This is a genomic window from Priestia megaterium (assembly GCF_009497655.1).
Taxonomy (GTDB): Bacteria; Bacillota; Bacilli; order Bacillales; family Bacillaceae_H; genus Priestia; species Priestia zanthoxyli.
In genome coordinates this window covers 902,699-929,618 of sequence record NZ_CP023317.1, presented here as the reverse complement: position 1 = coordinate 929,618, position 26,920 = coordinate 902,699, and the positions used below count along the sequence as shown (strand labels likewise).

The following is a 26,920-nucleotide window of genomic DNA, read 5'->3' as shown; positions in this document are numbered from 1 at the left end:
TTATTCCTCCGCTTGTAGTCGTCCATACGTTTTTTGCAATATGAAGTAGGACGGCTTTATTCGTTCGTGAAAAGTTGGATACTCCCAATTTTTCCACTTGTATAAGTAAAAATCTTTTAATAAAAGTTCTCCTTTTTTCTGAGTCGGAAACGTATCTTCCACGTCATTGCTCTTCTTATTAACAGCTACGACTCCCACTTGAATTCCTTTCATTTTCTCGCTGGATTCTAATCCTTTTTTGGACCAAATATCTCCCATTATTTCTTTTTGACTCGGGTCTTTTACATTTAAAAGCGCCCAAGGAATGCGAAGTTCAGCAATTCCATTTGATTCATTCACTTTAAAATCTGCCAGCGAATCAAATGAAGAAGAGTTAGGATCGCTGTTTCCTTCTTGGAGCTTCCCAGTTTCATAGGCGTCAAAAGGAATGGTTCTCTTGTTTTTCCCCTCTCCAATCGCTAACTCTTTGTTAAGGGCGAGCCTGATTGGATTAAACATGCCGTTATCTTTTGTATCGGTTCCTTTTACAGATGGAATCATTTGAAGCTGATGGGCATACGAAAAATAATACGTATCGTAATAGCTGTCTATCCACAAGTGACTGTCTTCTTTCCCGTTTAATTCTGTTACAAAATCAATTCCTTTTGTTTTTAAAGAAGGAATTTGAGGAATCTTTGACTGTCCCTGATTGTTAATTGTGTTAAACAAGAAATAAAGCTTTTGATCTTCCAGCTCTTTTGCACTCACGTGTAGATATAGATAACCTTCATCACTTGTAATGTTCAATGCTTTTAACTTCTTAGACGGCTTATATACCGACTTGCTGTTCAGCTTTTCCCAATCATCTGATTTGCCGTCTACTTTGACTTTCAGCTTTGTTCCTGGATCAAAACTCAACAGGCCAAAATGCTGTTCTCCCGTTTGCAAATTCGTCCAAAATGGCCTGCGGTTCGGATTGTCGTACTCCATCGTATTCCACGTTCGCTTAAACCATTCATCTTGCCATGTAAAGACCATACCGCCAGCCATTTTTTCTTCAACAATATCTTCGTACAAGCGTGACAGAATCTTTCCTTGTTCTTGTTCCGTATGAAAGCCTTGATCCCATCCGTATACGTTTCTATGGGTGAGTCCTCGCGAAGCCGGAATGCCAAATTCAGCAACAAGCACGGGCATATGATGAACTTCTTTCATATTTTGCAAATAACCTGCGTAGTTATTTTTCTCTCCTCGATGATCGCGATAAGCGAGATAACGAGGTTCATAGTTTAAGAAATCAGGATAGTAAGGATAAATATGATAAGAAGCAAATAATCCCGGCTCAAATTTTTTAGTTGTGTGAATTAAATTAGGATTAACAGACACTTTATCTTCGTCTTCAGAAGGCTCATATGGATGAGTCAATAAATCCGTCGTCACCCAGTTCGTAAAGCTCATAGGCCGCTGCCAATCATATTTATCCTGCTCATAGGAAATTGTTTTTTCCATAAGCTGCGCAAGCCAAATTTCAAAGGGATTGCCTTTTTCCGTATAGATGTACTTCCCTTTAAAATCTTTCATTCCTTTATGTTTTTCATTTGTCGAAAGGGCTACCGTGGGATCCCATTCAACTCCTATAATCCAGCCTAAAACATAAGGAGACACGTCTGCTGTATACGTTCCGCTTGCATGTCCCGTCCGTTTTGGCAGTGTTGCATTTCCATGAATAACGTTTACAATCCTTTTCATTTCAGCTTCAAATTCTTTTGTATTTTCCTTTGCAAAAGCATCTTGTGAATCATAGAAAACTTCTTCATTCACCCATACTCCATGAAAAAGATAAATGGGTTCTTTGGCTTTTTGGTTATACTCAGCAAGCGCTTCATAAAAGCCGGGAGGGTGAATAGTGTATACGCGGATTGAGTTTGCATTCATCTTGCCAATTTCTTTAAACCAGCGTAAATATTCTTCTTTCGAAATAGCGGTCTCACCAGGGAAATGGCCTGGCTTACTAATGCCCATATTTACTCCTTTAATCAGCAAATCTTTCCACTTGCCGTTTTGATAAACTTGCAAATAATCTTTTCCTACTTTCCCTGCTACTTTACGGTCAGCATCTTCATAGATTTCCATATTTTCATTAAAAGTAACAGAAGCAGGCTGCGATGCATTTTGCTGTTGATCTATAATCTTATTCATAAGAGGCAGATAAACAGTCCAGTAAAAAGAAGACTCATCTTCTTTTCCGATTTTCTCTGTCCATTTCTTCCACACCGGGTAAAAAGAGGTTTGATAAATGGAAGGTACTTCTCCTTGATCTGCAAAATCTCCTGCAAAGTAATAAGTATCATATCGCTCTTTATTATGATGAACGACTGCTGGTATGGACAAAGGAATACCATTTTCCTTTAGCTTGTTTTTTCCTTCAGAATCCAAGTGAAAGACAAACTGAGCCTGCACATCACTTTTTTGCTGGGGTGTAATTACGTCAAACCAATATTGATAAGCAGATTCATCCTGTAAATTCAATGTTTTTTTTCCTTGTTTTGTATATTGAAACCATACTGGATTTTCTTTTAATTCTTTTTCCGTTATAATAACGAGCTTATTGGATTCATTAACAAACAGTAAGCCTTTGCCCGTAAGGTTCCACTCTTTGTTGTACTGCTTTTTGTAAGCACTTTTCACCCAAGCAGGAACTTCTTCACTGCCGAATTCATCAAAATAGCGACCAATCCAGCCGGACCACGTAACATTGTACAATTCATACAGTTCTTTGCGAACGTCTAGAGAAGTAGGACTTCCAAATGTATTAAACTCTCCAATCAGCGTTTTTGTACGTCCATTCAGTGCTTTCTTAACGTAGCTCACATCTTCAGAAGTCATGCCGCCATACACCAGCTGAGAACGATCTCCTCTTTTAGCTTTTACGCCTAAATCTTCTTTGTATACGCCATACGTGTCCGTGATATAAATCATATCTGCAGAGTTTGTTTTTGGCAGAGATTTAATGCTGTATGTTTTATCTCCATTCGGATAAAACCCTGCATAATCTTTTGAGATTTCATAAGGCTTCCCGTCTTTGCGTACTTTCGCTTGATTCAGCATCCACATTAAGCCCTGATGCTCTCGAAATGTTTGATCTGGCACTGTTTTATCAATGACAAGCATATTCAAATCAGTTGGTTTCTTTAGCTGCCAAATAAGAAATGGCGAAGCCGTTACTGCCATAACCAAAATAATGCCGCCGATTAATAACCATTTTTTCATTGTGAAACTCCTTTTCGCTGCATGTCTCCCCAGCCCTTTTTATTGCGAATAACGTCCAACAATCCATGACAGCGCCATATAACAGTTAGAGGGCGATACCAAAAGGATTCAGTCAGGGAAAAGACAAACAGCTTAGCGATATCAGATACTTTTGGATATTTGCGAAGGCTCCACTCTTCTAGCAAAACAGCCGCCATCGAATAAAGAGAACCATATACAACCATTAAGAGAAAAAGCAAATACGCAAATTCCACATAAATCCCGCCTACAACTAGAGAAATAACAATAAACAAATAGCCTAACATTTCCATGACCGGCCCGATTAGTTCAATAAACACAAAATAAGGCATAGAAATCATTCCGATACTTCCGTATTTCGGATTAAACAGCATCTCTTTATGCTTCCAAAGACTATCAAATAAACCGCGGTGCCAGCGGTTTCGCTGTCTTCGCAAATATTTGATTTCATCAGGTGCCTCTGTCCAGCATACAGGATCTGGAATATAAACAATTTGATTGTTGGCTTTTTTCTGTTTAATCAGTCGGTGGAGGCGAACAACAAGCTCCATGTCTTCGCCGACTGTATGAGAATAACCCCCAGCTTCAATCACCCAGCGTTTAGAAAATACGCCAAATGCTCCTGACACAATAAGTAATAAATTATGGCGACTGAGACCAATGCGCCCCATAAGAAAGGCACGTAAATATTCAATAATCTGCATCACAACAAGCGGCTGCGTATCAAGTCCAATCGATACGACCGCACCGTTTTCGATTTTACATCCGTTTGCAATTCGAATACTTCCTCCTGAAGCAATTACTTCTCCGTCTGAATCAATAATTGGCTTCATAACTTTTAAAAAAGCGTCTCTTTCCAACACTGAATCACCATCGATCGAACAAAAATAAGGATAGTTGGATAAATTAATTCCTGCATTTAATGCATCTGACTTTCCTCCATTTTGTTTATCGACTACATATAAATAATCGTATAATTTAGAACGATATACAGCTTTTACTTCTTTCGTCTCCACTTGCTTTCTCACAACTCGATTCATTTTCACAAGAGAAAACTCTTCGATGAGCTTTTCTAACGTATCATCTGAAGATCCGTCATTTACTACAATTACTTCATATTCCGGATATTCAATTCCAAGCAGCGAACGCACGCTTCCAATAATCCCGACAGATTCGTTATAAGCGGGAACTAATATAGATAACGGCGTTGTATAGCTAACCGCAAGCAAATCTTCATAAGGTTCTTCATCATTTAATTGATATTGCTTTCGCAGTTGAAAAGCAGAAATGATAAACATCATAAAATAAAAACAAAGCACAAAAATCATATAAGCAAATACAGCCCATCCGCAAACGGACAAAAAAAGATGCCAAACACTATTCCACAACCGTAATTCCTCCCTTTTCAAGCCATTCTGCTGCCATATCTTTCGAAAACTTGTCATCAGTCGTTTCATATACATGAACTAAGTATTCTGTACCCGTTGGGATTTTCATCATTGACTGAGCAGCATTCGAGCGCACAAGAAAATGAGAATCTTTCAGCGACTGCTCGAGAAGTGACAATCCCTTCTCATCTCTCGTTTTGCCTACTAGTTTGGTAGCCATCATTCTCTCTTGCCACATATCTGATTGAAGATGTTTCGTGAGCTCCTCTACTTTTAATGGAAAAGATAAAGCGTTAAGTGATTTCAACGAACGAATTCGCAGTTCTTCTGATGAACTTTTCATGTGCATTTTTAAGAAATCGATATACTCTAACTTATGATTGATACCGACCATATCGATAAGTGGTAGCTGAATTTCTTCTTGCAGGTCTTCAAATTTATTAATAAATTGCTGAAACTGCTCACTGTTCATAGTTCCAAACAAAGAGCGGTACATAAATTCAGACAGCGGTTTAGAGGCATTCGTCATGTATATAACAAACTCAGGACGGTTTAGCTTAACTAAAATCTTTAAAATTTGATTTTTTTCAGCCGCTGTACTATTTTTTTTCTCATACATTTCTACTAATTGGTCTGTTAGCGTAGTAAGACCAAAATCTTCAATAGCATAAAGGGCATTCATTCTGACACTCCACCTAGAATGATGCAGCTCTTTTTTATATTTGGGTGTAAAAACCTTCTCCGCATAGAGCGTGATGTTATTTCGAATGTCATCACCTTGCACAGCTGCAGAAAAACCGCTCAATAGTTCCTCTACACCCGCCAGCTCTATTTTATTTTTAGGCTCTATCCGATGTTCTTCATCTTTTCTGTATAAATAAATAAAAAGAGATTCTTTTATACTATCTTTATAGGATTCTACTTTTGCCCGGAAAGCGTTTAAACGCGCTTTTTGAATAAGTAAATAACTTAGAAAACAAACCAACAGCAATAGCAATCCGCCAAATAAGATATATACCACTTGAATTGACATCCCCATTTATTTCACCTTCTTCATTAAATGACGTACGCGCGCTTCAAGCTCCATTAACTTAAATGGCTTTGTCATGTAATCGTCTGCCCCAAGTTCTAATGCTCTTTGAATATCTTGTTCGCTGTTTCGTGATGTAAGCATAATAACCGTGTACTGATCGTGACGTTTCTGCTGCCTTAATTTTTGCAGCACTTCTAAGCCATCCATCTTAGGCATCATTCCATCTAAAATAACAAAGTAGTGATCGCTAGAGTGAATCCATTGGGACTCAAAAAACTCGATGCCGTCTTTAAACACTTCTATTTTCACTTCATAACGATCTCCTACATCAATCTTACTTAAAAGCTCTTTCAGCATCGTTCGAATGATAGAATCATCATCAATAATAGCCATACGAAGCGTTCGCTTTTTAACCAGCTTGCTTTGAGAAGAAGCTACAATTTTTTGACGTCCTGATTCCTTCGCTATATATAATGCTTCATCAGCTTGATGAAGCGCTTTTTCTAACGGCCATTCATTGTTATGAACTTCTACAACTCCGCCGGAAAAGCTGCAATAAAACGAATTGCTTTGATGTGTGAACACTTTTTTCACAAAGGAATCCAACAGTCTATTTAATACTGTTTCTGCCTCTTTTATATTGGTTTTTGGCAGTAAAAGAATAAATTCTTCGCCTCCATATCTAAAAATGTGATCTGTTGGACGAATTTCATGCTTCATATACTCTACAAATGCTTGCAGTACGCGGTCTCCCATAAGATGTCCATACTGATCATTTATTCTTTTAAAGAAATCTAAATCTAAAATCGCTAAACAAAAAGGATCTTTTAAGCGGTCGTAGCTCGACAGCTGCTGACTATAGATTTCTTTTAAATACGTTCGGTTATAGGCTCCTGTTAATTCATCAAACATTAAATAGGAGTTAAACATTTGCTTTCGTTCAATATGGTGACCAATTCGAAGTAGACTTTCTTCCAGATCGAAAGGTTTAACAAGGAAGTCATCAGCCCCTAATTTAAAAGCCTTCAAACGCGTCTCTCTTTGATTATCAACGCTCATCATGACAATCGGGACGAACAGTTGCTTTGTTTTATCACGTAAAAATGAAAGAATGTCAAAGCCTGTACAGTCTTTCATATGTACATCAACAACAAAACAATCCGGCTTTAATTCGTAAAAAGCCGTAATAGCTTTTTCTTTAGATGCAGTTGCTAATACGTACCATCCCTGCTTTTCAAACTGTTCTTTTAAATACATCAGCATTGAAAGATCGTCGTCCACAAGTAAAATGCTAGCTGTTTGTTCACTGATTTCTATCGGTTTATTTATATCTTCTGCGGATTGAATTTCATCTTGATAACAAATTTTAATAATATCTAATAAAAAAGTATTCAACTCCGCGTAATCCCAGATTTTTTTCTGTTTTTTTTCAACAGCTTCCATTAACGCGCGGGAACGATCTCCTAAATAATGCAGTCCAATAGTCGCAGACGTTCCAGAAATTGAATGCAAAAAGCGGTACACCTCTTCATGAGGTATTTCTTTATTTTGATCAGTCCACTCTTGCAGCTGCTTACGCACATTAGCTAATAATGCAATTTGATATTTATCCATCTTATACACCCTTTGTTCGATATAGTTAACACTTACCCCATATTACTCCATCCATTTTTCTATAATATTTTGTAAGTAAATGAAATATTTTCTTACTTTTATTTTAAGTATGTTTTTTTCAAATGAAAAGCAATTCCTTTTTAACCATACTTTTCCTCCAATGATTTTACTTTAAAATGATTCTTTTTTCACTCATTATTTTTCTTTCCAGATAAGTAAAATGTCCTGTTATCTTCTTTACAAATAGACCTGCAACCTTATTGACAAAATTAATGAGTCTTTGTTACCCTTATACACGTTGTGAAAAATTTAAAAGTGAATGTTAAGGAAAGCAGCCGTTTTGATGAACGATCAATCAAATCAGGTTCTTTCCTTTTTATATTTTTACTAAGGCAGATACTTTGCTAAATAAAGTTTCGCTTTATACACCGTGTTCTCTTTGTCATAGGCGCGTTTAGACCGAAAACAGACGGAAAGGAGTATAAAATGTTTACTCAGCTTACAGAAAAAAACCAGAATGCAGAAGAACTAAAAGAAACACTTGATGATTTAGAGTTTCAGCTATTTCGCATGCAGGATAATTTAAAAGAAATTGCTAAAAAGTACGAAGTTATCGGTGTCGATCAGCCTGAAGATAATCAGTTAGTTATTGTATCGGCACAAAATGACGGAAACGCATGTAAAATTATGCTAAATGAATGCACAAAAGCCTATAGAGGGGCTTGGGATTTTGCCATCGATGGCGTATATGAAGATAATCACACGATTTTTATTGGTGATATTAAAGGTCCCGCTAATAAGGGATATGGCTCTGTATGTATGAATTATTTAAAAGAAGTAGCGGTTGATCAAAATGTTCATGTCATTAAAGGAGATATCGCTGAGCGCGACTGGGATCATCTCGAAAGATTAATTCATTTTTATGAAAAACATAACTTTGAAGTAAATATTGATTATACGAATAAGTGCGGAGAAATTGAATGGACTCCAGCTTATCAATAAAAAACGAACAGACAGCGTCTGTTCGTTTTTTTTATTTGATATATGCTAAGCTTTTTTTAATACTGCTAAGAGGATTTTCTATGCACTGATCTTGTTCAACGATCCACCATTTTACGCCTGCTTTATTGCCTTCTTTCATGACAGCCTTTACATTTACCCCTCCGGTACCAAGAGGAGCAAAGAATTGCTCGCCGTCTGTTGTCATATCTTTTAAATGGATAAAAGGCGTACGATTTCGATAGTGCTTCATCCACTCAACTGGATCTTCGCCTGCTTTAGTGAGCCAATAAATGTCCAGCTCTACATTTACCCCAGTTTCTTCTAGAATCGTTTGGAGAGCTGACTTTCCGGTTGACAATTTTTTCAGCTCAAAATCATGATGATGATAGCTAAACGACATGCCTTCTTTTTTACAATACGTATCAATATCATTTAAAGAATCAATAAGTTCGTAATACCCTTTTTCCGTTTGACGTTCAGGCATTAAATAAGGACAAACAATATGTGAATTTCCGACTTGCTGCTCAAAGTGAATCACTTGCTCTAAATTAGATTCTAATTGTTCAAGTGGAATATGACTAGAAGCTGGCTTCAGCTGCAAATCCATTAACCACGCTCTTACTTCTTGCGCTGTATATCCTTCATACCCTGCAAATTCTACCCCTTGGTATCCTAAAGCAGCTACTTTTTGAAGCGTCCCTTTAAAATCTTTTTTCGTTTCTTCACGCAGCGTATAAAGCTGTACTCCTACAGGTATTTCTCCCATCTTCTCTCCCCCTGTTCATTAAGAAAGTGATTGAACTATGGCTAAATCAACCCAATCTAAAGACGAACAAATTGAACTAGTATGAATTACTTGTTACACAGCTGTTGATTTCCGTGCAAGACTTTGCTTTCCGCGGGCGGCCGGTGAGCCTCCTCGTCGCTTACGCTCCTGCGGGGTCTCACCTGTTCCGCTTTTCCCGCAGGAGTCTTCGTCTTGCCCTCCAATCAACACCTAGAAGCAATTAACTACAATTAAATCTACGTTCATCCTAGAAAGGAAAAAATCCGAACGAATTTGATTCTCGATCAACAATCAGATTCTTTCGGATCCTCCTTTAACTAACATACTTTTTTCTCAACATCTGCTGCTTTTTATTTTACTGCACTTCCAAGCATTCCTGAAATAAAATGACGCTGAAGTGCTAGGAAGAAGACAATGATTGGAATGGTGGCAATCGTTACCCCCATCATTACTTGACCGTAATCAATAATCGATAATCCAATTAAGCTTGAAAGAGCAACTGGCAATGTAGCCATTTCGTTTGATGTAGTCGCAACTAAAGGCCACATAAAGTTATTCCACTGTGTCATAAATAAGAAAATAGCTGCTGCAGCCATCGCAGGCTTCATAGAAGGAAGCACAATGGTTAAAAAGATTCTCATCTCTCCAGCACCGTCCAAACGTGCTGCTTCAATCAGTTCCGTTGGAAAAGCTAAAAAGTTCTGACGTAATAAAAAGATAGCGAACGGAAAGCACAGCTGCGGAACAATAAGAGCAAAATACGTATCAAGCAAATTAAAATTCGACATCAGCTGAAAAAGCGGAATGAGCGTTGCTTGATACGGAATCATCATGGACAATAAAAGCGTTGTAAAAATTGCGTTTCGTCCTTTAAATTCAAATTTAGATAGCGCATATGCAGCTGTAGAACAAACCATTAAAGCTACAATCACATACACTACTGAAACAAATACTGAGTTAAAAAAGACCCGCCCTAAATCAATTGAAGCATTTAAATTTTGTAGATTTGTCATAAATTGATCGCCAGGCTTCAGCGTTGGAGGGTTTGTAAACATTTTTCCCGATTCATTCGTAGCGCCGATAATCATCCAGTAAAACGGAAAAATAGAGATAATCGTGAACAGCCCAAGCATGCTGTATAATCCTATTTTGCGCATGATGTTACTTTTCTTTTTAACCTTAGGCACGGTAGCTACTGCGGTTGCTTCTACTCTCTCTAATACACTCATGATTTATCACCCGTAAATTTAAATTGGAAGAACGTTAAAATACCGACTAATAATACAACAACGTACGCAATGGCTGAAGCATATCCAAAATCAAAATATTTAAAGCCATTTTGATAAATATATAAGCCTAGCGTCATCGTGGAATCAGCAGGGCCGCCTTTTGTTAAGTTAAAAGGTTCGTCAAACAATTGAAGCGTGCCAATTGTTGATAAAATAGTAGCAAACAAGATAACGGGTTTTAATTGTGGAACCGTTACGTGGAAAAACTTTTGAATACGATTTGCCCCGTCTAAATCAGCTGCTTCGTAAACTTCATGAGATAAACTTTGAAGAGCTGCTAGAAAAATAACCATATTATAACCTGTCCATCTCCAAGTCATCGCAACGATGATTGAGACTTTAGCCCAGAAAGGATCTCCCAGCCACTGAATGGCATTGATACCGAAAAACCCTAAAATAGTATTCATAATTCCTTCATCTTGAAGAATGATTGAAAACAAAATAGAATAGGCAACTAGCGACGTTACTGCGGGCAAGAAAAATGAAACTCGGAAAAAACCTTTTAGTCTTAAAAGCTGACTGTTTAACGCGTTAGCTAGTAAAAGCGCTAATAAAATCATGACGGGTACTTGAACGATTAAAATAATCCCCGTATTTCCAAGCGCTTTCCAGAAAATATCATCTCCGAGCAAACGTGTATAGTTTGATAAACCGGTAAATACATACTTTCCGCCTTCCATACTCTGAAAGCTTAGAATAAACGATGAAAAAATAGGATAGATGGTAAACAGCGCGAACAGCAAAAGTGCTGGAGCAATAAATAAGTAAGGCAATGATTTATTTGTCTTCATGATGACCTCCTAGTACCGCAAGAAGAAGAGATAGAAGGCAATTTTCTAGAAATCACCTTCTATGCTTCTTGATTATTTTTGAATTCGGTTTTCTAAGCGTTTTTGAGCTGCTTCAAGCGAGTCTGTAACGCCCTTACCATTTGTTACCTCTGACACAGCTTTGACTGCTTCACTGTTTGCAACTGAGTAATTGCCTGTAAAATTAACCGGCTTAATATCTTTCATTTCATCTGCGAATGTTTTCCAAATCGTCTGATTGTTAAAGTACTCATCTTGTGCAGTGAATAATTTTGAAGAATATACGGTATTTAATGATGGGAATAATCCGCCCTTCATCGCTTCTTCTTGAACTTTATCTGTTGTTGAGAAATATTCCATAAATTTGTACGCTTCATCTGCTTTTTGGCTATTTGCTGAAATCACATAGTTGCTTCCGCCTAAGTTAGAAGCACGGTTGCCTCCTTCTTCAAACGAAGGTAATAAAAATACTCCCCATTTTCCTTTTAAATCTGGAGCCTGCTGCGTAATAGAACCAGATAGCCAAGCACCAGATGGTGAACTTGCTACTTTACCTTCTGCTAAAGCACTGATTGAAGCATCCCAGCCCACTGTATTTTTAACAATGCCTGCTTCTTTTAACTTCTTATTTAACTCCATCGCTTTTTTCGCTTCTTTAGAAGTTAAATTGAGCTTACCTTTGTTATTAAAATAGAATGTACCTTGCTGCGTTAGTGCCATTCGGAATAAGCCATCGTCATTATTAAAATCTAAACCTAGTAAATCAACGCCAACTTTTTCTTTAATTTTTTTACCAGCCGCAATATAATCATCCCATGTTTTGATGCTGTTTGGATCTACGCCTGCTTTTTCAAAGTAATCTGTGCGGTAGAAAACGCCTGTCGGACCTGCATCAAACGGGAAGCCGTACATGTCCCCATCCTTTGATAAAAGAGCTTTCTTAAACTCTGGAAATTTATCTTCTTGCTTATCGAACCCTTTTTTAGATAGGTTTAAAAATGCTTTTGGAAATGCATCCAAATATCCTTGGAAACGATCGTCTTCTACTAATACAATATCAGGAAGACCTTTTCCGCCAGCCTGCAATCCTGTTGTTAGTTTTGAATAAACGTCTTCACGTCCCATATCCACTACTTTTAATTTAAATCCTGGATTCTCTTTTTGATATTCTGCTGCTGCTTTCTTTAATACCGGTACGTTAATATTCCAAGCCCATGCAACAACTTCTTTTCCACCGCTACCACTTGTTTCATTAGCGGACTTTCCTCCGCATCCTGCAAGTACTAGGGTTAAAATGAGTGCAAAACTGATTAAACTAAACCAACGTTTCAATGAATACCCCTCCTATGATCTCGTCTCCTAGTGTGGCAAGTTTTTTTGCAAACGCTCACGTCTCTTTCTAGATAGAATTATTGAAAAATAATTCTGTATATTGAAAGCGTATACAATTTACTTAATCTAAATTATATGAATGAATACCCTTTTCCTCAATGGTAAATATAAAAGGCAAAAACCTTACATTTTTGCCTTTTTGTAAATTGATTTTGTTATTATGGTTTCTATTAACTTTTTCGTTCATAAAAAAAAGCGAATGTACTGTTATTGTTGAAACAGAACACAATCGCTTATTTTAAAAAATCCAATGTATACTATTTTTTTGCTACATAAGTAACACTTTCTTGCTTATTTGGGACGTTCTAAGGAAAATAATTGCCCCAATTTACTATAGTTAGAACCCGCAAGCCGGCTGACTGGCTTCACACGTTCTGCAGAAACGCGATCGTTTTCTATTACTTTTTCACTAATATGAAACATCACAACTTCACCGATAAACAAATCTGAGCTGTATGCCTCATCCGTTCCTAATGGAACAATTTGGTGAAGTTTACATTCCATTCGAATGCTGGCTTCTTGAATTCCGGGAACCTGCACTTTTTTGCTCGGTGCTAGTGTTAACCCTGTTTCCTCGACTTCACTCACGGAAGAAGGGTAAGAAGATGCCGCTTGATTCACCTGTTCCACTAAGTTTTCGTCTACAAGATGAACTACAAATTCTTTAGATGCACTAATATTTTTGGCCGTATCTTTCGTCATTTGACCTTCACTTCTCGAAACCGAAACGGCAATCAGCGGAGGCTCTGCCGCAACTACATTAAAAAAACTAAACGGCGCGGCATTCACTACACCGTCATCATTTTGACTTGTAATAAACGCAATTGGCCGGGGAATGACGACACCTGTTAGCAAATGATAATTATCTTTTGCATTTTGTACTGCTGGATCAACTACCTTCATTTTACCCACTCCTTTTCTTCCATTTACTTTATTGTATGGTAACGAAAAGAGCATAGATTAGCTAGCAACTTGCTCACCAAACATGCAAAGAAGAGGCTGAGACATAGCTGCATCCATCTCATCTGAAAACCAACTAAAGAGAAGATCCGAACGATAAATCGTTCGGATCTTCTCTTTAGTTTAGCACCGTTACTTTCACTGTACGACGTCCGAATGCTTTTGCAGCTGACTCAGAAGGTACTAATACGTCAATTCGATATCCTTTAATCGCACCGCCCGTATCACCTGCTGTTGCCACTCCGTATCCTTCTACATATACTTTTGAACCTAATGGAATAACGGATGGATCTACCGCAATAATTTTATGAGTGCCTGAACTTACATTTTGTCCAGTGGCTGTTACGCCGCTGCAGCCTGCACAATTAGCTGTATAAGCTGTTGCTTCTACATACATTTCTTTTCCAGAATGCTTTTGTGTGCTTTCTTCTTTTTTCGTTTCTTTTGCTTCTGAAGAAACGGCTGCTTTCTTCTCTGTAGCCGCAGCTGTTTTTACTTCTTGTTTCGGCTCTGTTTTTACTTCTTTTTTAGCTGTTGCTAATTCAGCTTGACGCTTTGCTTCTGCATCAGCCTCAGCCTTTTCAGCCGCCTGCTGTTTTGCCACTTGCTCAGCTTGCTTTTGAGCTGCTTCTTTTTCTTTTGCAATCTTATCTTGAATGCCTGTTAGTTCAGACTGAAGATTTGCTTTTTCTGAAGAAGCTGCATCAATTTCATTTACGACCGTACTGTATTTTTCTTGCATAGTTGTTAACGTTGCTGTTTGTTTCGCAACGTTTTTATCTAATTCAGCTTGTTTAGCCGCTAGGCTACTTTTTGCTGCTTCTAATACTTTTTCTTGCTTATCAATTTCTTTTTTATCTTTTTCAATTTGATCTAAGTCATTTTGATGCTGCTTTAAAATATCATTATCTGCTGACAATAAAGTTGTGACCGCACCCATACGTGCAACAAAATCTCCAAAGTTATCAGCATTCATTAATGTATCAATAACAACGCTTGTTTTATCGTCCTGCTGTAAAGCAACTAATCGATTTTCAATAATATCTTTACGACTTAACACTTTTTCCTGAAGCAAAACGATCTCTTTTTTCTTTTTCTCAATCATTTTGTTCGCTTCTGAAATCTGCTTTTCAGTCGATGCTAACTCTTTTTTATTGCTAGAGATTACTGTATGTAATGAATTTAATTGTGACTGTATGTTTTGAACATCTGAATTGATAGACTGTTTCTCTTTCTCTTTTTGTTGAACAGCCTTTTCTGTTTCTTTAATTTTATTTTCAGTAGTCTGGAGCGCTTCTTCATTCGATTGGGCGTGAGTCTCTGTAATGCCGGTCATGAAGAAAATTCCTGTGACTGCTGCAAGAGTCATACGCTTAAAAATTTTCATAAAGTAATAGTCCCCTTTCCTCATAGACATAGTTATACCATAAAAAACTAGCTGTTTATGTTACAATACAGTTAAAAGTTTCCCATAATCTGTATAACCAAGAATCTCTTTCTGGGAATTTACCACCAAAATCCCTTGATAGAGAGGTTTACTGTTTATTAAAAAAGATATATTTTTGTCACAAAGGGGGCAAAATTACTCTTTAAAAATCAAAATAAACGCTTATTATTACAGCTATATTACAAATTTTTCACAGAAAATTATGTGTTTTACCGTCTTTTTTCTGTGTTTTTTACTTTTTATTACATAAATTCCACCTACATAATTCCTACACTATTTATAAAGTTGTGACTTTTTCACTTCTTTTTTACACTATATATATATAAAAAGACGCCCATAAATCAAATGAGCGTCTTTTTTCTTCACACGTATAGAACCATTATTTTTCAGAGGTTACTAGTTTTAAAGGCACTGGAATTTGCTTATCTACTTTTTTGCCTTGAAGAACATTTTTAGCAGACTTTACGGCAAGTTTACCAATTAAAACAGGCTGCTGGGCTACAGTTGCGCCTAGTTTCCCTTCTTTTACTGCTTTAATTGCATCGTCGTTTCCATCAAACCCTACTACTAATACATCTTTTCCTGAGCTGTTAATCGCTTGAATAGCTCCTAATGCCATTTCATCATTGTGAGCAAATACGGCTTTGATACCAGGGTTTCCTTGAAGAACATTCTCCATAACGTTTAAGCCTTTTGTACGGTCAAAATCAGCTGACTGTTTAGCCGTAATATCTAGCTTTTGATCTGCAACGTTGTGGAACCCTTTTCCTCGTTCACGAGTTGCTGAAGCTCCGGGCACGCCTTCAAGTTCTGCTACCTGAGCTTTTTTACCTACTTTTTTTACAATGTAATCAGCAGCCATTTGACCACCTTTTACATTATCTGAAGCTACCAGTGTTTCCACTTTTCCTTTTTCTGCTGAACGATCTAGCGTAATAACTGGGATGCCTACATTATTAGCCGATTGTACAGCTGTTGAAATAGCGGCTGAATCCGTTGGGTTAATAAGCAGAATGTTAACACCTTGCTGCATTAAATCTTCTACATCGTTAATTTGTTTTGCTGAATCATTTTGAGCATCTACTACAACTACTTCCATGCCCAGTTTTTTTGCTTCTTTTTGTACTCCTTCTTTTAGGGAAACAAAGAACGGATTGTTTAATGTAGACACGGATAAACCAATTTTAATATCTTTTAAATTTTTACTTTCAGATGGTTTCGCCCACTCAGGAGGCTGAAGTGAACAAGCCCCTAACAGTAATAATGAAAATGATAATAGCACGAGCCAAATTTTCTTCATGTTTTTCCCTCCTAAGCTGACTTTTTGCGATCAATTAATACCGCAATTAAAATAACAATTCCTTTTACGACCATTTGGTAAAACGACGAAACGCCGAGTAAGTTCAAACCGTTGTTTAATGTTCCGATAATCAGCGCACCAATTAACGTTCCAACAATGCGTCCACGTCCTCCGGAAAGGCTTGTGCCACCCAGTACTACTGCGGCGATAGCATCTAACTCGTAAGACGTACCTGCCGTTGGCTGAGCAGAATTCAGGCGAGAAGTCAAAATCGCTCCTGATAGCGCTGCCAATAATCCTGCTAGTGAGTAAATCATAACCTTAACTTTCGGAACTTTGATTCCTGAAATAAATGCTGCTTTTTCATTTCCACCGATTGCATATGTTCTACGGCCAAACGGTGTTTTATGCAAAATCACCCATAGGACAGCAAACGCTAGTACCATCGTAATCGCTGGAACAGGAATACCTAGGAAATAGCCTCGGCCAAATAACTGGAAGTAATAGTTTTCGCCTAAGCCCGTAATCGGATTTCCATCTGTATAAACAAGCGTTAATCCTCTAAAAATTGTCATCGTCGCTAGCGTCGCAATAAACGGCGCCATTTTTCCTTTTGTAATAAGTAAGCCGTTAACCATACCCATTACAGCTCCTAACACACATCCTATTAAAATAGCTAAAATAGGATCTACACCTGACACAATCATACCTGCCATTAACGCACTTGATAGAGCAAGTATAGAGCCCACGGATAAATCAATTCCCCCTGTTAAAATAACAAATGTCATACCGAATGCAATTAAAGCATTAATAGCCACTTGACGCAGCAAGTTTAAAATATTTAAAGGTTCTAAAAAGCTTGGATTTAAAATCGATACAATGACAATAAGAATAAATAAACCTAGTAACGGACCTAGCTTTTGCATCACGTTATCAACGCGATTTTCTTTTATCGCTGTTTTTGCTTTCATTTTACTGACCTCCTGTTGCAAATGTCATAATTTTTTCTTGAGTTGCTTCTTCACTTGTCAGTTCACCTGTTATCTTTCCTTCATGCACAACCAAAATGCGATCACTCATGCCGAGTACTTCCGGAAGCTCTGAAGACACCATGATAATAGCCACGCCTCTGTCTGTCAGTTCATTCATAAGCTGATAAATTTCACGCTTCGCCCCCACGTCAACTCCTCGAGTTGGTTCATCTAAAATTAGCACTTTTGGTCCAATGCCAATCCACTTGGCAATAACTACTTTTTGCTGATTTCCTCCCGATAAATTAGCCGCACTCGTCTCAGACGACTCGGTTTTGATCGTTAAACGTTTAATAAGCAAATCTACAAATTGCTGCTCGCTTTTTTGTTCAATAAAGCCTTTTGGCGAAAAGCTGAATAGACTTGGAAGTGCAATATTTTCTCGAATAGAAAAATCCAGAACGAGCCCTTCTGTTTTACGATCTTCTGTAATGAACCCGAGACCTAATTTAATGGCTTGGTCTGGCTTTGTGATACTGACCCGTTTGCCATTTAAGATAATTTCGCCTTTTTCTAACGGATCAAGCCCGAAGATAGCGCGCATAATCTCGGTTCTTCCAGCTCCCATTAGCCCCGCAACGCCGACAATTTCTCCTGATCGCACTGAAAAATGAACGTCTTGAAACACACCTTTTCTCTCCAAGCCTTTTGCTTCAAAAACAACGTCTCCCTTAGGAGATGTCCTAGCAGGAAATCGATCCGTTAGCTCTCTTCCTACCATTTTGCGAACAACATCATCGAAGCTGGTTTCTGGAATCGGCTTTTTGTCTACCGTCTGTCCGTCACGCATGACCGTAATGGAATCACAAATAGCGAAAATCTCTTCCATACGATGTGAAATATAGACAATCGATACACCTTGTTTTCGCAACGCATTAATTACGTCAAATAACTTTTGAATTTCTCTTTCAGTAAGCGCTGCGGTCGGCTCATCCATGATAATCACTTTTGCATTCGTCATCAGCGCTTTGGCTATCTCAATCATTTGCTGCTGTCCGACAGAACAAAGTCCTGCTTCTTGATCAAGAGGAATGGTGACAGCTAATTTTTCAAACTGCTTCTTTGCTAACGCTTTCATTTCTTTTGTTTTTAAAAAACCTAAAGGTGTTTTTAATTCTTTGCCGATAAATAAGTTTTCAAGCACCGTCATTTCAGGCCAAACGTTCAGCTCTTGATGAATAAAGGTAATTCCGTTTTGTTCTGCTTCTTTTGGGTTTTGAAAATACGTCTCTTTGCCATCAATCAGAATCTGTCCTTCATCTTTTTTATGAAGGCCGGTTAAAATATTCATCAGCGTAGATTTCCCCGCTCCATTTTCCCCCATTAGTGCGTGAACTTCACCTTCATGTAATTCAAAATCCACGCCTCTTAGTACACGGTTTGCTCCAAAGGCTTTATGAATCCCTCTCATTGCAATATGCATGCTGTTCACCTCTTTTAAAAAATAACTCCCGCTTGTAAAATACAGTTTGCATAAGGAGTTGCTTCTCCTGTACGAATCACAACTTTCGCTTTGCTTGTCAACATTTTCAATTGTTCATGCGATACTTCTTCTACTAAGATGTTTTGCTTTTCTATCAACTCGTAAGCCTTTTGATTTCTTTCTTTCATTTCAGAAGCAATCACTATTTTTTCTGTAGCCATATCTTCTAACACAGCTACTACTACATCTTCAAAGCTAGGCACTCCTAGCTTTAAAGATAAATCAATTTTAGGCACGTCACTCGGAACAGGTAACCCTGCATCTGCAATGACAATAGTGTCTGTATGACCTAGATCTGTTAGTATTTTCGTAATATGACTGTTAATCATTCCGTGACGTTTCATTTACAGACTCTCCTCCACTTCTTTTCGAGTCGGCATACCGCCTTGCGCACCAAATTTAGTGACGGATAGCGAAGCTGCGCGATTAGCAAACTGAATTCCTTTTTCAAAACCCATTCCTTCGGCAAGTGCCACAGCAAGCGCTGCGTTAAACGTATCTCCTGCTCCTGTTGTATCAATCGTTTCTACTTGATAAGAAGGAACCAATACTTCTTTCTCGCCGTTAAAATAGCGTACACCTTGTTTTCCTTCTGTAATAAACAATTTATTTGGATACTGTTTTAATACTTCTTCTTTTTCTTTTCCTTCAAATAAAAGCGCTGCTTCATGTTCATTTGGAGTGATGTAAGAAACTTGTTCAATCACTTCTGCTTTTAATGGTCTTGCAGGCGCTGGATTTAATAAAAGCGGTACTTTAAGTTCCTGACAAAGCTGAGCAACATATTCAACCGTTTCTTCTGGAATTTCTTGCTGAATAAGTACGATATCAGCTTCTTTAATTTTTTCTTTGGCTTTTTCTACGTAGTCTGGAGTAATATAATCGTTTGCTCCTTTAACAACTACAATGCTGTTGTCTCCTTCAGCGAGTATAATGTGAGCTGTTCCGCTATCTGAATCTGTAACCGGTTTCACATTTTCCACAGATACACCGTTTGATTTGAAATTCTCCAGGATTGCTTTTCCGTAATGATCTTCACCCACACATCCAATCATACTCACATCCGCTCCAAGCCGGGCTGCTGCAACAGCTTGGTTCGCTCCTTTTCCTCCCGGAACGGTTTTAAATGATTCTCCTAACACTGTTTCTCCAGCTCCAGGACGAATATTTGATGTTACTACTAAATCCATTGATGAACTTCCAATCACAGTTACTTTAGCCATGTTCCTCAACCTTTCGTGTCGTATTTCGTTCAATAAACGTAACGGGTAGTTGTACTTGCTTTTGAATTAAAGGTTCTTTCTTAATGCATTTCATTAACAGACCTGCTGCTTGCTTGCCCATTTCGTAAGCAGGCTGACGAATTGTAGACAGGGCTGGAAACGAAAAGCGGCTTTGCGGAATATCATCAAAACCAATCACTTGAAGATCATCAGGCACGCTTTTCTCTAATCGAAACGCCTCATGTAAAACAGCTGTGGCTACAATGTCATTACTTGCGATAATCCCGTCTGTTTCAGGGTACTTTTGAAAGATTTCCTTTGCCCATTTCTGCGCATCGTCAAATGCTAGAGAATTTGTATTTAATACGTAAAAGTCTGCATCAGACTGACTCAAGACAGAAAGAGAGCCTTGAAAACGTTCCTGAGCAGGCTTTACATTTACTGGACCTTTGATAAGAGTAATTCTTTTACTTCCTCTTTTGATTATTTCTTCTGCAGCGATTTTCCCGCCTTCAAAACCATCAGCATAAACGGATGGATACTGATCAGAACTTCTATCTAAAAACACGACGGGAAATGTAAGACCTTCATATAGTTTCTGAGCTAAACTTGTTGTTGCCGTAATCATTCCTACTACATGATTTTGCGTAAACGTTTGGAGATATGTCAATTCTTTCTCTAACTGCTCATCACTATTGCCAAGAATTAAACGAAATCCATGGCTATGTACTTCATCTTCTATTCCTCGTGCGAGCTGAGGGAAAAAAGGGTTTGTGATGTCTGGAAGCAATAGACCAATCAAACGTGATTCACGTGTATAAAGCGAACGGGCTACTTCGTTAGGGCTGTAGTTTAATTTTTGAATTGTATTCATTACTCGCACACGCGTGTCTTCTTTTACATACCCTGTACTGTTTAAAACACGCGAAACGGTCGCAACGGACACACCTGCTTCTTTTGCTACATCACGAATTGTTACCACTTTATTTCCCTCCCTCCATATATGTAACCGTTTACACAAATGATATCATGGAAAAGTGAAGTTGACAATCTTTTTATCAAAAAAAAATCACTCCATTAAGAAGTGATGTTTCTTTCATTAGATATTAGCGTCTAGTTTCTTAAATAATTTCAAAAATTGCTCTTGATCTTTCGGCTCATAGCAAGAAAAGAAATGAGCAATCATCTTTTGCACAATTTCATTTGCTTCTTCAATCACTTGTTCACCTTTAGCAGTTAACTCAATGTTTACCTTACGGCGATCCTCTTTAGAGTGATAGCGTGAAACTAACTCTAAGTCTATTAAACGAGTAATAACAGGAGTGATCGCACTAGGCTTTACACGCATCTCCTCTGCCAGCTTGGTTACTCCAATATGACTGCATTTACCGATAATTAATAAGATATGATATTGAAAAGGCGTAATCCCTTGTGAAAGTAACCTTTCTTTTATCTCTGTCATTACCTTTTTGTTAAGGGATATCGAAATTCTCTGGACCTCTTCAATAAATGTGAGCTGTTCCATGTTTTGACGTCCCCTTTCTTATAATCAGGGAGTCGATTCTAACATGTCAGCCCCCTGCTGCACTCCAAGCGAAACCTAACCTGGGGAGAGCGGCTAGTTTCGCGGAATGCTTATGACCTATTTTCTATCTGTTTTATTCCGTACTATTATAATAGAAGAAACTCATTCATTATCGTTTTTCTTAAACGATCTTAAAGCTTTACGAAAAGCGTCATCATTCATAACGTCACGTTCTTCTTTTGTAAAAACCGTGTCGTCTTTTTCGCCTTCTCTAAACTTTTGCAGCACTTGACGATACATATCATCGTTCATGACATCTTTTTCTCTCTTATGTCTAGATGTTCTTGTTTCCGTCTTCGCCTGCGGCTCTTTTGGCTCTTCTTTTGGTGTTTCTTTTGATGCTGCAGGTTTTTCTTCTGCTACTTTTTTCTCTTCTACTTTTGGCTCTTTAGGAGCATTTGAAGCAGCCGCTTCTTTTTTAGGTGGAACTGTACGCTGGCGCTTAGAAGATGATGCTTTAGCATTCATTGTAATAATTAGGACAACCAGAATCACAGCTACAACGATCAGTAAAATACCTAACATACTGTCACCTACTGTCCTTGTGTCATTCGTTTAGTCACTTGAACAACACGTTCTCCTAACGCTTTACCTAGCGCTTGGTCGTTCTCTGTTAATAATTCGTCACCTTCGATTGGACAAGTAATTCCCACACCGTAATAAGTACCGTACAGCGCATTTTCTGGAATGTTACCTGGTAAGCCAGCGATCACCATTCCTTGGTGAAGCATTGGTGTAATTAAATTTAAAAGCGTTGCTTCTAAGCCACCGTGCGTTGTAGCTGTTGTACAGAACACCGCACCTACTTTATCAATTAATTTACCTTCTGCCCATAAATAACCTAATTTATCAATCCACGTTTTTAACCCTGAACTGATTGTTCCAAAATGCCCTGGGCAGCCCCAAATAATAGCATCCATTTCAGGCAGTTCACGTACATCTGCTTCTTCGACATGCTTTACATATACAGTTGCTTCTCCAGACAGCTCAGCGCCAGAAGCAATCGCTTTTGCTAATGCCTCTGTATGTCCGCCTTCACTATCATATACGATACAAATTTTCATCCTTTATCCCTCCGTTGCTTATGAGTTCATATCTTTTGGTGCCGGTAACATACGAATATCGTCTGTTGTTTCTTTTTCTGTCTCTTCTACTTCTACCACTGGATCTTTACGAACATCACGTAGGAAGAAACTTAAAATCAATCCAATAATGGCAATGATAACTGTCCAGTAAAACGCGTCGTTAATTCCTTGTACAGTTGCTTGCGCTTGAACTTTTCCAGCTAATGTTGTTAAAGCTTGTTTTTGCGCTTCTGTTTGAGAAAGGTGAAGCGTTTGAGCAATCTTTTGCACAAATACCTGGAAGTTATTCATAAAGAATGGATCAGATGTAGTCATTGAACTGCTCATTTCATTCACATGATATGTTGTGCGATTTGTAAAGATTGTAGTCATTAAACTGATACCGATTGAACCACTCACCTGACGAAGCGTGTTCGACATAGATGTACCGTGGCTGCTTAATTTTGCCGGCAGCTGATTTAAACCAGCTGTCATAATTGGCATCATTAATAATGACATACCGAATGCACGAATCATATAAATAATAACAATATGACTAAACGGTGTTTCAAGCGTTAATTTTGTAAATTCAAATGTTGTCACAACCGTAATCAACATCCCGACAATCCCTAGTGGACGCGGTCCTAATTTATCAAACAGCGTACCAGAAATCGGTGACATGACTAACATAACAAGTGCACCAGGCAAGATTAATAAGCCTGAGTCAAACGCTGAATAGCCACGGATGTTTTGCAAATAAATCGGTAATAAGAACATACCAGCATACATGCTGATTGTAATGGCAATACTGATGATATTAGATAATGAGAAAATATTGTATTTAAATACTCTCACATCAAGTAATGGACTTTTAAGTCGAAGCTGCTGTACAACAAAGATGATTAATAAGACAATACCGCCGATCATCGTTGATAACACAACTGAATCCGTCCAGCCATCGTTTCCAGCTTCACTGAAGCCGTATAGAAGTAAAGCCATACCTGCAAGAGATGTAAACACAGAAATTAGGTCTACTTTTACATTTTGAGGCGGTTTAATATCTTTTAATTTAAAAGCTGCAATAATAAGTACGAGTGCACCTAGTGGCACCATTCCCGTAAATAAAATGTGCCAGTCATAGTTTTGAATAACCCATCCTGAAAGCGTCGGTCCAATTGCCGGAGCGAACATCATGGCTAAACCAAAGATACCCATTCCTTTTCCGCGCATATGAGGAGGGAAAATAAATACGATAATGGTCATAACTAGAGGTGCTAGCACTCCGCCCCCGACTGCTTGAACCAGACGTCCAATTAGCATAATTGAGAAAGTCGGCGCGATTCCGCAGACAAGCGCTCCAATTGTAAAGCAGGCCATCGCAAATAAGAATAAGCGACGAACGCCAAAACGTTCAATTAAATAGGCTGATAATGGAATAAGTGCACCATTTACAAGCATATATCCTGTAAGCAACCACTGTGCGGTATTAGCCGTAACGCCAAACTCTGTAATCAGATGCGGAATCGCAACATTTAGCAGCGTTTGGTTTAAAATTGCTAAGAACAATCCAAGCATAAGTACGACTAGTAGCGGGATATGCTTTTTAACTGAGCTTTCCTCTGGTTGTATCGTGTTTGCTGACATCAGTTCCTTCCTCCTTTCTTCTCTTCTTAATCATGTACGTTCTTAGTTTTTAGAGATTTTAACTTCTGCGTTCATACCTGGTAGTACGTTTTCAGAGTAGTTAGAAATAGAGATTTTAACAGGAACTGTTTGTGATACTTTCGTATAGTTGCCGTCTGAATTAGAGCTTGGCATTAATGAGAAAATTGAGTTTGTTGCATAACCGATTTCTTCTACTTTTCCATCGATTGTTGTTTTAGTATCTCCGTCAACTGTTACATCAACGTCATCGCCAGCTTCAATATCTTTTAATTTGTCTTCTTTAATGTTTGCAATGATGAATAAGTTATTCATATCTACTTCGCTAGCAATTTGTTGACCAGCTTGAACCATTTGATTTTCTTTTACCTGTGTTTTGATGATTTTACCATCCTCTGGTACTGTAACTGTTTTTTCTCCATCTTCTGATTGGATTTTAGCTACCTCATCGTCTTTTGAAACATCCTTACCTTCTTCAATATTCCAGCTTGCTACTTTACCTGCCGCTGGCGCTACTACTGTATAAAGATCGCCCGACACTTTTGCATTGTCTGTGGATACATAATTAGATTTTTGAATATAATAGTATCCCCCACCAATAATTAAAGCTAATACTACAATAATTCCGATAAAGTTCATTAAAATTAAACGCCCTCTTGACATTTATTTTACCTCCTTAATATTTCATTCAGTTAAGTATTACGCTAGATAACTTTATCACAAAGATATTTAGTTGTAAATAACTTTGATTTTAATTTATTTTTAAAACTAAACATTTATGTTTCATAAAGTTTTCCCGACTGAATACTTTACTACATCTTTAACTGAAATACAACTTAAAAGTTTTGGTTTCTTTACAAGTACTTTACTTTACTTTAAAGTTAGATATATAAGCATAGGGTTATACATAAAAACAGCTCCTTTTTTTGGAACAAACTCCCTATATACATAAACCACAATAGGTAACTAGCAGCAATTGTTTAACACCTATAATGATAAAGAAAAGGTGATTATGATGGATCAGCAGTTAATAGATAAACTAGAAAAACTTGACCAAGTTAAAACCTCATTATTTGAACTCAAGCGAAAGCTCTTGGAAGATAAAATCAGTGAGCAGCCCTATAATTTGACCATTACAAAATTTTTAATTCTAAAATTCATTGGAATCAGCTCTAAACGTATGGTAGCCGAAATTTCTTCAAATCTAAAGCTAACCTCCGGGGCTACTACCATTTTATTAAATCAATTAGAAGATGATGCACTCATTAAGCGCGTACGTGACCAAAAAGACCGCCGAATTGTATGGATATCCTTAACAGAGGCTGGCGAAACATTAGTGAACTATGTAATTGAGCAGCGAAATTTATTTTGGCAAGACATGCTTTTTGCTCTAACTCCTGAAGAACAGGATGAGTACCTCCGCATGCTTGAAAAAATGGAAAAACGAATTAGACAAACTGTAGATCGTTAATGCTAAAAAACGTGTGTTCATTTATTTTATGGACACACGCTTTTTATATCTTTTTACAAAAAAGAAGCTTACCCTTTCTTTTCTATTATATACATGCACTTATAACCATTCATTGTATAACGTAACAATTCCCTAACAATTTTCACACACAAATATCATCTCTAATCTTCTCTTAATCATTACTTCCGCTCTTCTCTGCTTCAATAATCTGCTATAATAACTATACTCATTAATAAAGGAAAAGCTGAGGTGAGCATCTACTGTGCTATTCGAAGACCGTGTTCACAAATTTGAATACAAATTAAATGATACCGATGATCAAATCGTCGAATATATAAGAGAACATACACAAGATATTGTTCACATGTCTATTCAATACCTAGCATCTCAATTATTTACCGTACCAAATACCATTACTCGTTTTTGTAAAAAACTTGATTATGATGGATATTCACATTTTAAAAACAACTTAAAAAGCGAGCTTAGTTCGCCTATTATAAAGGAAGACTCCCTCGCTTATAATATTCAAAAAACATTGAATATTATAGATGTTGAAAGATTACATACCGTAACTAGGCTTCTTCATCATGCAAAGCGTATTCTTTTTTTTGGCGTAGGAGATACCGTCCCTTTTTGTGAAATGATGGTCAAAAATTTAAAAATTACAGGGAAGCAAAGTGAGTTCCATATGCATAGACATGATATGATTCATGAACTTGAATATCTCCAAAAAGATGATGTCCTTTTTCTTATCAGCTTGACTGGTGAAACCTCTCAGGTATTAGAAATAGCTTGTCTAGGTCATGAAAAACAAATACCTATTGTATCTATGACCAACTTTACACGCAATCCTTTACAGCAAATAGCAGAGTATAATTTATATTGCTACGCACCTCAAAAAGTAATACACGGCTACAATGCAACAGATCGTACCCCGCTGATGATTGTGTTACGAAAACTTTCTGAATGTTTTTGGAATCATGAGTAATGTGTATTTATACACAAAAAAAACCTTTTTATATTTCCGAATGTGTAAAAATAAGAAGAAAATCTCTTCTTATTTTTTTTGTGCTACGATAGAACTATCAAAGGAAATCATTCAAACAAAGGGGG

Annotated in this window: 25 protein-coding genes; 3 read left to right on the top strand and 22 right to left on the bottom strand. The window is 37.6% G+C overall.

Translation table 11 applies throughout. The annotated features are described in order from the left end of the window. Genes CEQ83_RS04750 through CEQ83_RS04735 form a run of 4 tightly spaced genes read right to left on the bottom strand, consistent with a single transcriptional unit; the run spans position 1 to position 7,302 of the window. Positions 1-3,249 carry a hypothetical protein gene (locus CEQ83_RS04750; protein ID WP_155017015.1) on the bottom strand — a complete coding sequence of 1,083 codons (3,249 nt, stop codon included), beginning with the start codon at positions 3,247-3,249 and terminating at the stop codon, positions 1-3. Next, complete coding sequence (locus CEQ83_RS04745) at positions 3,246-4,655, bottom strand: glycosyltransferase family 2 protein (RefSeq protein WP_033578173.1); 1,410 nt, start codon at positions 4,653-4,655, stop codon at positions 3,246-3,248. The genes CEQ83_RS04750 and CEQ83_RS04745 overlap by 4 nt, the downstream gene beginning before the upstream one ends. Then, positions 4,645-5,694, bottom strand: a complete 1,050-nt coding sequence (locus CEQ83_RS04740; protein WP_098999780.1) for a HEAT repeat domain-containing protein — start codon at positions 5,692-5,694, stop codon at positions 4,645-4,647. The genes CEQ83_RS04745 and CEQ83_RS04740 overlap by 11 nt, the downstream gene beginning before the upstream one ends. Next, complete coding sequence (locus CEQ83_RS04735) at positions 5,695-7,302, bottom strand: GGDEF domain-containing response regulator (RefSeq protein WP_028412191.1); 1,608 nt, start codon at positions 7,300-7,302, stop codon at positions 5,695-5,697. A gap of 486 nt (positions 7,303-7,788) precedes the next feature. Here CEQ83_RS04735 and CEQ83_RS04730 point away from each other — a divergent pair, with 486 nt between their 5' ends. After that, complete coding sequence (locus tag CEQ83_RS04730) at positions 7,789-8,304, top strand: GNAT family protein (protein WP_013055642.1); 516 nt, start codon at positions 7,789-7,791, stop codon at positions 8,302-8,304. A 31-nt stretch (positions 8,305-8,335) separates the two neighbouring features. Here CEQ83_RS04730 and CEQ83_RS04725 read toward each other — a convergent pair whose 3' ends face one another. From CEQ83_RS04725 to CEQ83_RS04645, 18 genes are all read right to left on the bottom strand, one after another. Then, complete coding sequence (locus CEQ83_RS04725; protein ID WP_108674412.1) at positions 8,336-9,070, bottom strand: sugar phosphate isomerase/epimerase family protein; 735 nt, start codon at positions 9,068-9,070, stop codon at positions 8,336-8,338. A gap of 93 nt (positions 9,071-9,163) precedes the next feature. After that, positions 9,164-9,298 carry a hypothetical protein gene (locus tag CEQ83_RS27555; protein WP_261763707.1) on the bottom strand — a complete coding sequence of 45 codons (135 nt, stop codon included), beginning with the start codon at positions 9,296-9,298 and terminating at the stop codon, positions 9,164-9,166. A gap of 143 nt (positions 9,299-9,441) precedes the next feature. After that, entirely contained in the window at positions 9,442-10,248 is an 807-nt protein-coding gene (locus CEQ83_RS04720) for a carbohydrate ABC transporter permease (RefSeq protein ID WP_013055640.1), read from the bottom strand. Positions 10,249-10,316: 68 nt separating this feature from the next. Continuing rightward, positions 10,317-11,171 (bottom strand): carbohydrate ABC transporter permease, encoded by an 855-nt coding sequence (locus tag CEQ83_RS04715; RefSeq protein WP_155017014.1) that lies wholly within the window; start codon positions 11,169-11,171, stop codon positions 10,317-10,319. A gap of 72 nt (positions 11,172-11,243) precedes the next feature. After that, on the bottom strand, positions 11,244-12,521 hold the full coding sequence (locus CEQ83_RS04710; RefSeq protein WP_028412189.1) for an ABC transporter substrate-binding protein: 1,278 nt from the start codon (positions 12,519-12,521) through the stop codon (positions 11,244-11,246). Between the two features lie 351 nt (positions 12,522-12,872). Next, positions 12,873-13,484: a flavin reductase family protein gene (locus CEQ83_RS04705; RefSeq protein ID WP_028412188.1), complete on the bottom strand. Its 612-nt coding sequence runs from the start codon at positions 13,482-13,484 to the stop codon at positions 12,873-12,875. Between the two features lie 175 nt (positions 13,485-13,659). Next, a complete protein-coding gene (locus CEQ83_RS04700) occupies positions 13,660-14,928 on the bottom strand; it encodes a 3D domain-containing protein (RefSeq protein ID WP_034269680.1) in 1,269 nt (422 codons plus the stop codon). A gap of 439 nt (positions 14,929-15,367) precedes the next feature. Continuing rightward, the gene (gene rbsB, locus CEQ83_RS04695) at positions 15,368-16,288 is read right to left on the bottom strand and encodes a ribose ABC transporter substrate-binding protein RbsB (RefSeq protein ID WP_108674411.1); all 921 of its coding nucleotides are present in this window, start codon (positions 16,286-16,288) and stop codon (positions 15,368-15,370) included. A gap of 11 nt (positions 16,289-16,299) precedes the next feature. Then, on the bottom strand, positions 16,300-17,259 hold the full coding sequence (rbsC, locus tag CEQ83_RS04690; RefSeq protein ID WP_108674410.1) for a ribose ABC transporter permease RbsC: 960 nt from the start codon (positions 17,257-17,259) through the stop codon (positions 16,300-16,302). Position 17,260: 1 nt separating this feature from the next. After that, complete coding sequence (locus CEQ83_RS04685; protein ID WP_028412185.1) at positions 17,261-18,742, bottom strand: sugar ABC transporter ATP-binding protein; 1,482 nt, start codon at positions 18,740-18,742, stop codon at positions 17,261-17,263. Between the two features lie 14 nt (positions 18,743-18,756). After that, a complete protein-coding gene (rbsD, locus tag CEQ83_RS04680) occupies positions 18,757-19,146 on the bottom strand; it encodes a D-ribose pyranase (protein ID WP_108674409.1) in 390 nt (129 codons plus the stop codon). Next, positions 19,147-20,025: a ribokinase gene (rbsK, locus tag CEQ83_RS04675; RefSeq protein ID WP_028412184.1), complete on the bottom strand. Its 879-nt coding sequence runs from the start codon at positions 20,023-20,025 to the stop codon at positions 19,147-19,149. Further along, a complete protein-coding gene (locus CEQ83_RS04670; RefSeq protein WP_049163042.1) occupies positions 20,018-21,007 on the bottom strand; it encodes a LacI family DNA-binding transcriptional regulator in 990 nt (329 codons plus the stop codon). Before CEQ83_RS04670 ends, rbsK begins: the two co-directional genes overlap by 8 nt. Before the next feature lie 117 nt (positions 21,008-21,124). Then, complete coding sequence (locus tag CEQ83_RS04665; RefSeq protein ID WP_028412182.1) at positions 21,125-21,550, bottom strand: MarR family winged helix-turn-helix transcriptional regulator; 426 nt, start codon at positions 21,548-21,550, stop codon at positions 21,125-21,127. Positions 21,551-21,712: 162 nt separating this feature from the next. Beyond that, positions 21,713-22,135 (bottom strand): hypothetical protein, encoded by a 423-nt coding sequence (locus CEQ83_RS04660; RefSeq protein WP_108674408.1) that lies wholly within the window; start codon positions 22,133-22,135, stop codon positions 21,713-21,715. Between the two features lie 8 nt (positions 22,136-22,143). After that, on the bottom strand, positions 22,144-22,674 hold the full coding sequence (locus CEQ83_RS04655) for an NAD(P)H-dependent oxidoreductase (RefSeq protein WP_014461382.1): 531 nt from the start codon (positions 22,672-22,674) through the stop codon (positions 22,144-22,146). A gap of 18 nt (positions 22,675-22,692) precedes the next feature. Next, complete coding sequence (locus tag CEQ83_RS04650; RefSeq protein WP_028412180.1) at positions 22,693-24,318, bottom strand: DHA2 family efflux MFS transporter permease subunit; 1,626 nt, start codon at positions 24,316-24,318, stop codon at positions 22,693-22,695. A 42-nt stretch (positions 24,319-24,360) separates the two neighbouring features. Further along, positions 24,361-24,999, bottom strand: a complete 639-nt coding sequence (locus CEQ83_RS04645) for a biotin/lipoyl-containing protein (RefSeq protein ID WP_028412179.1) — start codon at positions 24,997-24,999, stop codon at positions 24,361-24,363. Positions 25,000-25,351: 352 nt separating this feature from the next. Between CEQ83_RS04645 and CEQ83_RS04640 the strand changes: the two genes are divergently transcribed. Beyond that, entirely contained in the window at positions 25,352-25,807 is a 456-nt protein-coding gene (locus tag CEQ83_RS04640) for a MarR family winged helix-turn-helix transcriptional regulator (protein ID WP_025749716.1), read from the top strand. Positions 25,808-26,069: 262 nt separating this feature from the next. Then, positions 26,070-26,795 (top strand): MurR/RpiR family transcriptional regulator, encoded by a 726-nt coding sequence (locus tag CEQ83_RS04635; RefSeq protein ID WP_108674407.1) that lies wholly within the window; start codon positions 26,070-26,072, stop codon positions 26,793-26,795. Positions 26,796-26,920 lie beyond the last annotated feature (125 nt).